9 protein-coding genes are annotated in these 13,250 nt (G+C 60.6%); all 9 read left to right on the forward strand.

Translation table 11 applies throughout. The features are described from left to right. The coding region (locus tag R6U20_RS14080) for a LolA family protein (RefSeq protein ID WP_410338473.1) at positions 1-645 on the forward strand (645 nt) is incomplete at its 5' end. Between the two features lie 44 nt (positions 646-689). Next, positions 690-1,763, forward strand: coding sequence for a lysylphosphatidylglycerol synthase transmembrane domain-containing protein (locus tag R6U20_RS14085; protein ID WP_410338474.1), 1,074 nt, complete (start codon positions 690-692; stop codon positions 1,761-1,763). Positions 1,764-1,953: 190 nt separating this feature from the next. Continuing rightward, positions 1,954-4,839: a SusC/RagA family TonB-linked outer membrane protein gene (locus R6U20_RS14090; RefSeq protein WP_410338475.1), complete on the forward strand. Its 2,886-nt coding sequence runs from the start codon at positions 1,954-1,956 to the stop codon at positions 4,837-4,839. Positions 4,840-4,921: 82 nt separating this feature from the next. Beyond that, a complete protein-coding gene (locus R6U20_RS14095) occupies positions 4,922-6,427 on the forward strand; it encodes a tetratricopeptide repeat protein (protein ID WP_410338476.1) in 1,506 nt (501 codons plus the stop codon). Between the two features lie 230 nt (positions 6,428-6,657). Continuing rightward, positions 6,658-7,257 (forward strand): peptidoglycan DD-metalloendopeptidase family protein, encoded by a 600-nt coding sequence (locus tag R6U20_RS14100; protein ID WP_410338477.1) that lies wholly within the window; start codon positions 6,658-6,660, stop codon positions 7,255-7,257. Positions 7,258-7,391: 134 nt separating this feature from the next. Next, the gene (locus tag R6U20_RS14105) at positions 7,392-7,721 is read left to right on the forward strand and encodes a Smr/MutS family protein (protein WP_410338478.1); all 330 of its coding nucleotides are present in this window, start codon (positions 7,392-7,394) and stop codon (positions 7,719-7,721) included. A gap of 197 nt (positions 7,722-7,918) precedes the next feature. Beyond that, entirely contained in the window at positions 7,919-9,754 is a 1,836-nt protein-coding gene (locus R6U20_RS14110; protein WP_410338479.1) for a hypothetical protein, read from the forward strand. A 229-nt stretch (positions 9,755-9,983) separates the two neighbouring features. Next, positions 9,984-10,793 (forward strand): enoyl-CoA hydratase/isomerase family protein, encoded by an 810-nt coding sequence (locus tag R6U20_RS14115; RefSeq protein WP_410338480.1) that lies wholly within the window; start codon positions 9,984-9,986, stop codon positions 10,791-10,793. A gap of 203 nt (positions 10,794-10,996) precedes the next feature. Next, positions 10,997-12,958, forward strand: coding sequence for an aconitate hydratase (locus R6U20_RS14120; protein ID WP_410338481.1), 1,962 nt, complete (start codon positions 10,997-10,999; stop codon positions 12,956-12,958). Positions 12,959-13,250 lie beyond the last annotated feature (292 nt).

Below are 13,250 nucleotides of genomic sequence, written 5' to 3' on the forward strand. Positions count from 1 at the left end.
ATGCTTCGCTTTATCCCTCTGTTTGTACTCTCGTTGTTGCTCTGCGCTCCGCCCACCTTGCACGCACAGTCTGCCCCCGCTACCGACTGGCTGACCCGCGTACAAGACCGCTACGACCAGTTAGACGGACTGCGTGCGGAGTACGAGCAGGCGGTTACCTCGCCAATGGACGACGACACCACCGAGCGCACCGGTACGCTCTACGCCACGCCCGAGTCGTTTCGCGTAGAAGGCGACGGCCAGACCATTGTGTCGAATCCGACCACGACGTATGTATACAACCAGATGCGCGGGCAGGTCATTGTGTCGGATGCGGAGGCCGACGACGGCGATTGGGCCCGCCCGACCACGCTATTCGCCCAATTTAGCGATTCGTTTACGCTGGAATCCAGCGAGTCGGTGAGCAACGAGCAAGTGCGCCTCACCTTGCAGGCTGCCGACGACGATGCCGAGTACGAAACCCTCGTGCTGTGGGTGCGCGAACGCGACACCGTCATCACGCAACTGGAACTGACCGACTTTAGCGACACGCACATTCGCATCCGTCTGAATGATATCACACTGAACCCAGATTTCGAGGACGACCGGTTCGCCTTCGAGCCTCCCGCTGACGCTGAAGTGGTGGATCTGCGCGACGACGCGTGAGCGGATACCCATTGGTGCTGCTTTTCGTCCTTGCCCAACTGCCCATGACCGCGCAACGCATCCGCACATGGCTCTTCAACGGTGGCAGTCTGGTGCTGGCCGCGGCGCTGCTGTACCTGGCATTTCGGGGGGTTCCGATGCAGGAACTCGCCACCGCTTTTCAGGAGGCCAACTACTGGTGGCTCGTTCCGCTTGTGGTGCTGGTGATTCTGAGCAACGTGATGCGTGTAATTCGGTGGCAGTTGCTGCTACACACGCTGCCCGACCGCGCCTATCGTGAGGGGGCTACGCCGGGGCATGTTGGATTCATGACCGCGTTTGCCTCTACCATGATCGGCTACATGGCAAACTATGTGGCCCCGCGTGCAGGGGAGTTTGCCCGCACCGGGCACCTTGCGCTCAAGCAGCAGCTTCGATTCAGCAGTGTGCTGGGCACGGTGGTCGTAGAGCGCATCCTGGATACCCTGGTGCTGCTGCTGGCGCTGGGTAGCGGACTCTGGTACGTGCGCGACCGGCTGGGCACGCTGGTTGATGAGGCCGCGCTTCGGGTGCCGCCCTGGACCGAAGATGTGGCGTTCTGGAGCGCGGTGGCCATGGGCCTTGCCGCGCTTGGGGCCATGCTGGGGGCATGGTTTCTGCCGCATGTGGCGCGCAGACTGCGAGCGTGGTACCGGCTGGTGGTGCGTCCGGTGCTGCGCCACTTTTGGGATGGGCTCGACACCGTGCGTACCACGGCGCATCCGTGGGCGGTGGTGGGCACAACCGTAGGCATGTGGGGTGGCTATCTGCTCATGGCATACATTCCCTTTCGGATGCTGCACATTGCCGCGCCCTACGGCATTGGACTGGCCGATGCGTGGGCGCTCATGGCTATTGGCGCGCTGGGCCTGCTCGTGCCTGCCCCCGGCGGATTGGGGTCGTTTCACTACATTACGATTGTCGCGCTGGCTACGCTCTACCAGATGCCCGAGGCCCCCGCGGCATCGTACGCGGTGCTTACACATGCGTCGCAACTTATATTTTACACCGGAGCCGGCGCGCTCTGTCTGGCATTTTATGGCACCGGACTCCGCGAACTGCGCGAGGCATCGGCACAGGCTGCCGATGCTGCGGAGTAGAGCACGTGCTAAACCGTGTGGGACCACACATAACATTGCAATAATGAACATTCAACTAATAAATAATATGTAAGCGCTTCCTGTCTATAGAAAGTGGTCACAGCGGTTGCGCGTAAGCTGTGTGTTGCAGACGTTTCACTGTGCATTCACTGCATTCACAGATTACTTTCTATGCTTTAGGACCCGCGCTATGAACTCGAATTGGTATCTCATCGGCTTGATTGCGCTCCTTATGAGCGTATTTCCCGCCGAAACACAGGCCCAGGACACGGGCACCCTCACTGGTCAGGTTGTATCCGCCGACGGCGACGCACTGCCGGGCGTTAACGTACTCATCCCCGCCGAAAACCAGGGCGCGGCGACTGACATGGAGGGCCGATACCGAATTGAGGGACTCTCGCCAGGGTCCTACGAGGTACAAGCGCAGTTTGTAGGCTTTCAGACGGAGACCACTACCGTCACCATCGAAGCAGGTGAGGAGATCGTGCAAGACTTCACGCTGAGCGAAGACCTCGTGCAGATGGACGAGGTCGTGGTCACGGGGCTCGGACAGAGCGTGGAGCGGCGCAAGCTCTCGGCGGATGTCGGCGTGATTTCGGCGAGCGACATCGAAGAGGCCCCGGTATCCTCAATCGACCAACTGCTGCAAGGCCGCGTGCCGGGCTCCTCGATTCGAGCGCAGTCGGCCCAACCCGGGCAGGGCGCGCTCATCAACTTCCGGGGCATCACCAGCGTGTTTGCCAGCCAAACGCCCGTCATCTACATCGATGGCGTGCGGGTAGACAACAACTCGGGCACCAGCCTCAGCTTCGGCGGCGAGTCGACCTCGGCGCTCTCGGACCTGCTTACCAACGACATTGAGCGGGTCGAGATCACCAAAGGCGGTGCCGCGAGCACGCTGTACGGATCTGACGCGGCCAATGGCGTCATCCAGATCTTTACGCGGCAGGGTCAGGAAGGAGAGCCCCGCATCACGTTCCGGACGGAGCAGGGCGCGGATTTCCCGGTCACGAAGTTCTTTCGCGACACCGGCTTCTCCTTTGCCAGTGCCGTCGAAGATCCGGATAGTCCAGACTTTGGGCGCGACAGCTTCATCGCCGACGAGATCCTGAAAACTGGCCATACCCAGAGCTATTATGCAGGGGTATCGGGGGGAAGCGAAGGTATCACATACAACGTGAGTGGCCGCCTTCAGGATGGTACCGGCGTGCAACCCAACAACGAAAATACGCTCTACGCGCTGCGTGGCAATGTGCAATCTGAGTTCGCCGACAACTTCAGCGTCGGGTTTAGCGGCGCCTACACGCGCTCCAACTTCTCGCGTGTGAACAACGGCACCGCTATCGCCGACCCGCTTACAGCATTTGAAGTGGGCGATGCGAAGTTCTTTTCGGGTCAGGGCACACTTGACGAAGCCTTGGAGCTGTTCCTATTGCCTACAATCAAGGAAGGCGTGGACCGGTTCACGTTTGCAACATCGGCCAGCTACACCCCCTCGGATCTGTTTAACACAAGCCTAACGATTGGCCTCGACAGCCGCGTGAGTGAGCAGCGCCGGCGCGATCCGGCCGCAGCAGACCCACTCACCGGGAACACAGACGGCCTGCTTACCCGCTTCAACCGGGACTTCAAGTCTATTACCCTGGAATACCAGGGCACGGTGAGCTATCCGCGCGAAGGAAGTTTCACCTCCGACCTCACATTCGGCGTGCAGGGCTTCCGCGAGGAGATCAGCACCGTGCTTGGGGAAGGAGAAACGCTCATCCCAGGCTCTGAAAGCTTTGGAGAAGCAGGCAGCGTTACCGCCGAGGAAGGTCGCAGCGAGATCTTCAACGGGGGCGTGTTCGCGCGCGAGCAAATTGGCATCGACGACCGCGTGTTCATTAACGCGGGTCTGCGACTCGACGGCAACAGCGCGTTTGGCACTGACATCGGCCTGCAAGCCTATCCGAGCCTGGGGGTCGCGTACACAATCTCGGATGAGGACTTCTGGACGCGCACCTTTGGCTCAGCAATCAACGAGATGAAGCTGCGCGCAGCCTATGGCGAAACGGGTAAGTTTCCGGAGGCCTTTGCCCGTGACTTCTCGTTTCAGTCTACGGCCTTCCGTAGCAATGCCGCTCCGCGGTTCGCCAATCCTGGCAACGACGACTTGAGTGCAGAGCGCACTTCCACATTCGAAGCAGGATTCGAAAGCGCGTTCTTCGACGACCGGTTTGCACTGAATCTGACCGTCTACACCGCACAGACCGAAGATGCCATCTTCGACGTACCCGAACAGCCGGCCACAGGGCTGGGCACCCAGCTTCGCAACATCGGCGAGATCCAAAACCGCGGCATCGAGGTGGATGCCGATGTTACCGTACTCGCCCGCAACAACCTGGAATGGGCGCTGGGCGCTTCCTATGGATACGTAAGGAACGAGATTACAGACATGGGCGGCGAGCCCGACTTCAACCTGAGCACTACCGTCAGCGCACAGCAGCGCATTAGCGAAGGCGAACCCATTGGCGCCTGGCGCGCGGCTACGCCCTTCGACAGCAACGGCGACGGCCTCCCCGATGCGTCGGAGCTCCGGTTTACCGACTCCACACCGTATCCGAACCACACCGGCTCGATCACCTCGCGCTTCACCTTTGGCGAACGCATTAGCGTCTTCGCCCTGGCCGACTGGGCCACCGGCGCCGAGGTGTTCGATTGGGGCAGCCACTGGGCACAGTTTAACGGACTCGTGCGCGCCGAGCGCACCACACAATACGACGAAGGCGGCGAAGAACTGGGCCTCTTCAGCACCGAAGACGACGGCGTGTCGCTGCTTCAAAATGGCGATTACCTGAAGATCCGCGAGATCTCGGCCAGCTATCGTCTGCCCGACTCGGTGCTTAACTCGCTCAACCTGTCCGCGGCTTCCGTGACGCTGGCAGGGCGCAACCTGTTCACATTCTCGCGTCAGGATCTGGTGGATCCCGAACTGGCCGGACTCACAAGTGGGGGCGGACTGCAACTGGGCGGAGCCCAGAGCATCACGCTCTCGCCGCCCCGCCAGGTGCGACTGAGCTTAGAAGTCACGCTCTAACGACAGTTGTCCCGATCCCGCCGGGCGGCATGAGCCGCCCGGTGTCCAGTGCCCACTCTCTTGCGATCTGTATTTGCTGACTATGCCTACTTCTACCCATACCGTAGCCGCTGTCCTGCTCGGGCTCCTCTTGCTGGGGCTTGGCCTAAGTGGATGCGATTTCCTTGACCCAACCGAAGTCGAAAACCCACAAAGTACCGAAGACGACCTCGAAGGCACCCCCGACCTGGTTAACGTATTCTTGCCAGGGCTCGAAGCTCAGTTTGCCCGTGCGCTGGGCAGCACGGTCGTCACCACCGAAATTGCCTCCGACAACTACTCCATCAACGGCACCGGACTTGGTGGTACCGCGATGGACTTCCCCGAGCGCATTACGCCTACTACTGCTGTCATCAACAGTCGCGCCGCCGATGTGGGCAGCTACTGGAACTTGCAGGAACTCCGCGCTCTGGCCGACTACGTGCTCACGGAGATTCTCCCTGAAGATGAAGATGCTTCAGATGCCGATGTAGCCCTGGTGCATTACTATCGCGGCATGGCCTTCCTGATGCAGGCCGAAAATTTTTCAGCGGTGCCCATCGAAGAAGATGACACGCCGCGTCCGGCAGCCGAACTGTATACGCTGGCTGAAGCAGCTTTTCAGGAATCGCGCAGCCTGAACAGTGGCAGTTCTAACATGCTGCGTACAAGTGCTGCTCTCGCCCGACTGCATCGGGGGGTAGGCAATCCACAAGAGGCTTCCGACTATGCACAAGAAGCTGTCGAAATCGACGATGACTTCGTGATTGAGCAGGGATTTGACGAACAAAACTTGGTCAATGCCCCGCACATCTACCTCGTGACGCGCTCAATCAAAGAAATGCAGCCGCTGCCGCGCCTCGACTTCCTGGACCCGAAGTACACGTCCAGAGAAGCTGGCATCGCAGTCGCAAAAGCCGAAGAGATGTACTTAATCCAGGCCGAAGCCGCGCTCGTGGAAGGCAATCCTGACGCCGCACGCGGCTTTCTCTCCGATGCACTTAGCTTTAGCCAAAGCCGTTTGGCCACCGAGTTCGACGATAATGACGCCCGCCTCGACAACAACCTGAACCCGCGTCCACAATCTGTCGGTGTCAAAATTGCGTTTGAGCCGGATGCACCGTTTCAGCAAGGTCTCGTTCTGAACCGGCCTGGTATCATCACAACCCCAACGGTGTCAGCCACATCGATCACAGCGCCTGACATCGACGCGGCCACGGGCGATGAACTGGTGCGCTTGCTCTATCAGATGCGCCAGGAGGTGCTCTTTCTGGAGGGCCGCCGCCTGCACGACCTGGGGCTGCGCCTGCCCATGATGCTGCCCGAACTGGAGCAGAACCCGACCATTGCGGCAGGCGATCTGGGCACGGAAACCATCATTCCGGCGTATATCCCGCCCGCCAACGAGATGGATCTGTACACGCCGGTCGAGATCTACGAGGAGCAGGAGGACGAAGACGGCAACGACATTCTCGTGCTCGTCGAAGACGAAATCACGATGCTGCACGACATGAACCGCATTCTCGCCGAAGAGCGCGGCCTCGTCATGCAGAACCCGCGCCTGCCGTGATGAACCCCGGTGCGGCCCCGTCGCTCAACCTCCAGCGCCCGTTTCTACACCGAAGCGGGCGCTTTTTTGTGACGCAGTCATCCCGATGCCGACAGCCGTCGGCAGAGGGATCTCTTTTTTCTTGGATAGATACGCAGGCAGGGCACCCTCTCCTACGCATCCCCCTACCCCCGCTGTGCGTAGCCAACTGCACAAGCTGCATCGTTCCGTGAAAGCTGCCGCCTGCTCCCATGCTACGTCGCACCCCCAACGAACTGCACCCCGTCATCCCCTTTCCGGATGATACACCGCCTCCCGTCGTTGACCTCACCGAAACGTACGACCGCGCCCAGCTGCGAGCTATGACGTGGGCCATCGGACGCTACAATGAGGTGCGCACGCAGGCCATGTACAGCGCCCCGCAGTACGATGCCGAGCGCCGCGTGCACATGGGCATCGACATCTGGGCGCCCGCTGGTACGCCGGTGCATGCCTGCGCCAAGGGCATGATTGCCGACTGCGCGTATCACGACGAGCCCGGCAACTATGGAGGCACGGTCATCACCCGCCACGACACCCTGGCCGATGCGCCGCTCTGGATCTTGCACGGCCACCTCTCGCGCCAGAGCGCTGTGCAGCACACGCCGGGCGACGCTATTAGAGCCGGTTCGGTTATTGGCTGGCTTGGCGACACGTACGAAAACGGTGGGTGGGTGCCGCACCTGCACATCCAACTGGCGTGGCACGCCCCCGAACAGGCCGACTACCCCGGCGTGGTGCGCCTTGATGAGCGCGCCGCGGCTGTGCAGCGCTACCCGGACCCGCGCCGGGTGCTGGGTCCGCTATATTAATTTCCGGGCCTGCCGCAATAAATTACCCGGATCCGGGAAAACCTTCCCTAAATCTGCACGTTCGCATAGGCGCCTGCATAGATGTGTCTTTTTTCCTGTAACATGCATCTGCTTCCGGTTACGCACTAACTCCCATGATTCGACTCAATGATGACGGCACCACCGTTACGCTCGATTTGCATGGACTTACAGTAGACGAGGCCCTGGCCGTGACCCGACGCACGCTCGACTTGGCCGAATCGCGCGGCCGAGCGACCCTCAAAGTCATTCATGGACACTCGACCTCGGGGGTTCCGGGGCGGCAGACCATCAAAACGGCGCTCTACGACGCACTCGATCATGGATTCTTACAGCGCTACCAGACCAACCATCACCGAATGCAGGGCACGCTCATTCTATCGCTGGGCCTTGGGCAAACGGCCCAAGCTGCCCGCATCCGCTCAACCGACGTGTGGCCGCCCTGACCGGTGCACTCCTCAATGTGCAAAGCACTTGCTCTTCGGAGCCCCGCGTTACGGACCGCTTTTTGCGATCTTGCTTTTGCGCCCTCATGCCGACAATGCCAGTGGGAAGGTCCTCATTGTGTTCGTGCCCCGCGACGTGTTACCTTGAACGTACGCACGGCGCGCGTTTTTTCTATGGAGTATAGCCAGTTCGTCCTATGTTTTCCCGATTCCGATCTTTCTTCTGGATGGACCGCCCGGAGCCCCAGGCCCGCCTGCTCCCATGGAGCGGCGCACTCACAGCACTGCTTGTGGTCGTGCTGGTAGGTACCGGCCACTGGAACGCCCTTGCCCATCAGATGGCGCACCAGGTCCTTGAGCGCGTGCCGCTGCTCCGCAGTGTCAACGCCGCGCCCGATACAACCACGCAAGTGATGCATACAGCCGCATTTACCGTGGGCAACCATCCGAATCACCCCGATGCACGCTACCCGTCGTACCTGGTCCCCAGCGTGTTTGCCGAAGAGCAGAGCGGCGCCCTGGATGAGTTCCACCGCATTTTAGATCTCTACACAAAGCGCCAAAGCGTAGACGACAACTTTACCATTCGCGTGTTCGACAGCGAGACGTACGAACTACTCGGCGTGTACAGCGTCGATCATCTGCGCGAGCAGTGGCAGGCCGGCGCCGACATGGACTGGCAGCAGGTGGATGCGGAACGCCGGCGCCTTACCCGGCGCATGGTAGACCACCATGCCGACCAGGGCCACCCGCGCGAGGATATTGCTGTGCGGTGGGGCCGCGCCAACCAGATCCAGGAAGCCTATGAGCGCGATCTGTCATTTGCCGAATACGAAATCCGCCTGGCCCAGTATCTGGATATGAGCTTGCTGCCCACCATGCTGGGGGTGGTAGAAACCTTTAACCAGGACGACCTGGTCTCTACAGCCGGCGCACGGAGCCGCTACCAGATGATGCCCTATATTCTGGAGGACTTCAACGTGAACGCGTACACGCTGTCCACCTCAAATGGCCAGCGCATCCAGGTTCGCGAGGATAAGCATCCGCTCATTACCATGGAGCCAGCCTTCACGCTCATGCGCGGCTACATCAACGCGGTGGGTCATGAACTACCTGGGCTGTCGGCCTACCACACCGGTCCGCGCAATATCTTTCATGTCTACCGGTCGTACCTTATGAACGAAGGCCAGTCGCTGAACCACACAACCAGCGTGGTCGATGCGTTTGTCTGGGGCCTCACCGATGGCTTCGACACGGTCAGCGAATCCTCGACCTTTAAGACGCGCTCTCGGGGCTACATACCTGCCGTAATGGGCGCTATGCGGGCGTACAGTTCCAACATTATCGACCCGTCGTATACGCAGCGGGCCGCTCGCGTTCAACTGGCTTCGGGCACCCGCGTTACCCTTCGCGACCTGCTGGGCGAGCTGGCCGATGAGCGCCTCAGCTGGGGCCCCGACACCTACGCCATGTCGATGTATGAGCGGTTTCGGCATCTGAACCCGCATATCGACCTGCCCTCCTCCGAAGGCAATGGCATCCCCAATGGCGGCAATATCGTGCTCTCGGATCGTGCCGAGGGCGCCCCCGTCCGCTTCTTTATTCCGCTGGGCGGCCCCGACCTCTTGCATGGCAGCCGCCGCGTACAGTTGGATACGGACGCTACGTTTCGCTTCGACGAGAATACCTACACCCGTCCGCGCAACGGCACCCGCACCGCTGCCGACGAGGCGTACGACCGGCTGGTAACACGCATTGGACAGTTTGGCTTTACCGAGGACAACCGGCGCCAGCTGCGGCGCTTGCATGAGACGTTTAAGACGCTCGCGGAGGACAATCCGTCACACTATCGCCTGACGCAGTTGCGCATCATTGAGACGCATCGCCAGGTGTGGGGAACATCGTACTGGCGCGAGATGGCGCGCACTGCCACCGCTGCAACGCGCATGGCCCGCATCACCCCGCAAGATCCCCAGGCAATCGACACCGAACAACCCCTGCCCACAACGCTGCGTTCGGTGCCCGCGCCCTAACCCATCGCAGGCAGCACCGCCTCAAAGAGAGCCGGGGGGATACAAGCGATGCCCACAGGGATCGGGACGCTCCTCACTATTACAGGCTTCGACAGAAGATGTCTGGGGAGCAGTCCACGGCTTCTGCCATTGCATATCGTGCACGCTTGAAACGGCATACTTGGGGATGCGCAGGCCATGTTGTATATTGGAAAGCGTTTCGCATCCCTCTACGAATCGCACTGATTCTATGCCACTTATCAACGAAACGAAAACGGCGGTTATCCGCACGATCACATTGAACCGGCCCGACAAGCGCAATGCGCTGAACGGCCCCCTGGTCGAGGCGCTCCACGACGCGCTGCGTGCCGATGCCGATGACGCGTCAACCCGCGTGGTGGTGCTTACCGGAGCAGGGTCCACCTTCTCCTCAGGTGCCGATTTGGAAGCGCTTCGGCAGATGCGTACCGCAGGACCGATGCAGAACCGTGCCGACTCGGAGCAGCTGGCAGCGCTCTTCAACGCCATATACACGCATCCCAAGCCCGTCATTGCCAGCGTGAACGGCCACGCTATCGCTGGGGGCTGCGGACTCGCCTCGGTATGCGATTTTGCTGTCGCTGTTGAATCTGCCAAGATGGGGTTCACTGAAGTGCGCATTGGATTTGTACCCGCAATCGTGGCCGTGTACGTGCGCCGTAAGCTGGGCGAGACGGCTCTGCGCGACCTCATGCTCCGCGGACGGCTGATCGACGCCGCAGAGGCCGCAGCGCTTGGCCTCATCCACCAGGCGGTGCCAGAATCGGAGCTCGACGATGCGGTGCAGGCTCTTGCGCACGACATCAGCCGCAATACCAGTGCTTCAGCGGTTGCCCTTACGAAGCAACTCCTGGCCGATGTGCCGGGCATGGGCTATCGCGAGGCGCTCGACCACGCGGTGCAACTGAACGCCTTCGCCCGTGGCACCGACGACTGCCAGGCGGGCATCCAGGCGTTCCTCGACAAAACCGAAATGCCGTGGACACAGACCGTTGACGCAGACGTGTCTGATGAGGAATAAAGCACAGCCTGACAAGACAGAGCGCCGTGCTCCTGTGTAGAGGCGCTCTCTGGACATACTGGCATCCGCTTCGTATTGCCGTTTGTATTGCCGTTTTGTAATACTTGTGCAACAGCATCGATTCTTTCCACCTTTCCGCGGAAGATGCTGTTGTACGACGTACCTCGTTCATCCACCCCGATCATCAATCACGACGACACATCATGGGCAAGAACGTTGCAGAAAAGCTCATCGCGAGCCACCTGGAAGGGGGCACGATGCAGCCTGGCGAAGAGATCGAACTCAAAATGGACCAGACCCTAACCCAAGACGCTACCGGCACGATGGTCATGCTGGAGTTTGAGGCGATGGGTATTCCACGCGTACAAACCGAAGTCTCGGCGCAGTACGTTGACCACAACCTGATTCAGTCGGACTACAAAAACCCCGACGACCACCTGTTCTTGCGCAGCGCCTGCAAGAAGTTTGGCGTGCACTACAGCCGCCCCGGCAACGGCGTAAGCCACCCGGTGCACCAGGAGCGCTTCGGCAAGCCGGGCAAAACGCTCATCGGATCCGACAGCCACACGCCCGCAGCGGGAGCCATTGGCATGCTCGCCATCGGCGCGGGCGGACTCGACGTGGCCATGGCTATGGCCGGAAAGCCGTACACAATCAACATGCCCGAAGTGTGGGGCGTGAAGCTGACGGGCGAACTGCCCGACTGGGTAAGCGCCAAAGACGTGATTCTGGAGATGCTGCATCGCCACGATGTGGACGGCGGTGTGAATCGCATCATTGAATACTACGGGCCGGGGCTCGACAGCCTCAGCTGCATGGACCGCCACGTCATTGCCAACATGGGCACGGAGTTGGGCGCCACCAGCACGGTCTTCCCGTCGGATGATGAGGTGAAGCGCTTCCTGCGCTCGCAAAACCGCGAAGACGACTGGAGCGAGCTGAAGGCCGACGAAGACGCTACGTACGACGTGCACGAGCACATCGAACTGTCGGAACTCGTGCCGATGATCGCCAAGCCGAGTAGCCCGGGTAACGTAGTCCCAGTGCGCGAGGTGGAAGGGCAGGAGATTTACCAGACGTATGTCGGCTCCTCGGCCAACCCCGGCTTCCGCGACTTCGCCTCTGCCGCCGAAATTGTCGATGGCAAGCAGGTGCACGACCGCGTCTCGTTCGACGTGAACCCCACGTCGCGTCAGATTCTGGAGAACCTGATGAACAGCGGCCACTTGCAGATGCTGACCCGCGCCGGCGCCCGTATTCACCAGGCCGGATGCAACGGCTGCATCGGCATGGGCCAGGCCCCTGCGACCGGACAGATTTCGCTGCGCACGGTGCCGCGCAACTTCCCGGGCCGCTCGGGCACGAAGGAAGACGCGGTCTACCTCGTCAGCCCCGAAACGGCTGCCGCCTCCGCGCTCACGGGCAAGATTACCGACCCGCGCGACCTGGAGGACATCTACGGCATGACCTATCCGGATGCCAAGGAGCCCGAAGACATCATCGTAAACACCGACCAGCTTGTGGCACCGCCCCCTGAAGAGGAGGCCAAGCACCTGGAGTTGGAGAAAGGACCCAACGTGGTGTCGCTCCCTGAATTCGAGCCGCTGCCCAACGCCATGGAGGTGCCGGTGCTTCTGAAGATGGGTGACGACATCTCAACCGATGAGATTATGCCCGCCGGTTCGCGCATCCTGCCGTTCCGCTCCAACATCCCGAAGATTTCGGAGTTTGTGTTTGAGCAGGTCGACGAGCAGTTCTTTGAGCGCAGCCAAGAGGTCAAGGACACGGGCCACGCTATCGTAGCAGGCACCAACTACGGCCAGGGCTCCAGCCGCGAGCACGCCGCCATTGCGCCCCGCTGGCTCGGCACACGCGTCAAGATCGTGAAGAGCTTTGCGCGCATCCACCGCCAGAACCTGGCCAACTTCGGTATTCTGCCGCTCCTGTTCCAAGACGATGCAGACTACGACAGCATCGAGCAGGGCGACACGCTGAAGCTGACTGGGCTGCGCGAGGCCGTGCAGAAAGGAAACGAGGTTGAGGTCGAGAACGTGACGAAGGGCGAAACCTACGTCGCCGAGCACGACCTCTCATCGCGCGAGATCGACATGGTGCTCGAAGGCAGCCAGATCGGGGTCGTCAAGAAAGAGTTTACTGCTGCGTAAGCGCACCTGACATCGCTTCACAATCCGACAAACACAGGCCTCGCCTCGGACTCAATCCGAGGTGGGGCTTTTTCGATTGGTGTAGGACGAGCAGACTTCTGCTCGCTCCCTCCTTCAAACCAACCCCCAAACTGCCTCTTGACCTCGTGTAGGTGTGGACGGACGAATGGGACGTACGAGAAGAGACGTTGTACACGTCCATCCCTTCATACGTCCATCCCTTCATACGTCCATCCCTTCATACGTCCATCCCTTCATACGTCCATCCCTCCACACGTCCATCCCTCCACAC

The organism is Longimonas sp. (genome assembly GCF_046498435.1).
Taxonomy (GTDB): domain Bacteria; phylum Bacteroidota; class Rhodothermia; order Rhodothermales; family Salinibacteraceae; genus Longimonas.

Bases quoted from the DNA above. Each gene is read 5' to 3' on its own strand.
- R6U20_RS14085 (WP_410338474.1), top strand. From the start codon at position 690: ATGACCGCGCAACGCATCCGCACATGGCTCTTCAACGGTGGCAGTCTG.
- R6U20_RS14090 (WP_410338475.1), top strand. From the start codon at position 1,954: ATGAACTCGAATTGGTATCTCATCGGCTTGATTGCGCTCCTTATGAGC.
- R6U20_RS14095 (WP_410338476.1), top strand. From the start codon at position 4,922: ATGCCTACTTCTACCCATACCGTAGCCGCTGTCCTGCTCGGGCTCCTC.
- R6U20_RS14100 (WP_410338477.1), top strand. From the start codon at position 6,658: ATGCTACGTCGCACCCCCAACGAACTGCACCCCGTCATCCCCTTTCCG.
- R6U20_RS14105 (WP_410338478.1), top strand. From the start codon at position 7,392: ATGATTCGACTCAATGATGACGGCACCACCGTTACGCTCGATTTGCAT.
- R6U20_RS14110 (WP_410338479.1), top strand. From the start codon at position 7,919: ATGTTTTCCCGATTCCGATCTTTCTTCTGGATGGACCGCCCGGAGCCC.
- R6U20_RS14115 (WP_410338480.1), top strand. From the start codon at position 9,984: ATGCCACTTATCAACGAAACGAAAACGGCGGTTATCCGCACGATCACA.
- R6U20_RS14120 (WP_410338481.1), top strand. From the start codon at position 10,997: ATGGGCAAGAACGTTGCAGAAAAGCTCATCGCGAGCCACCTGGAAGGG.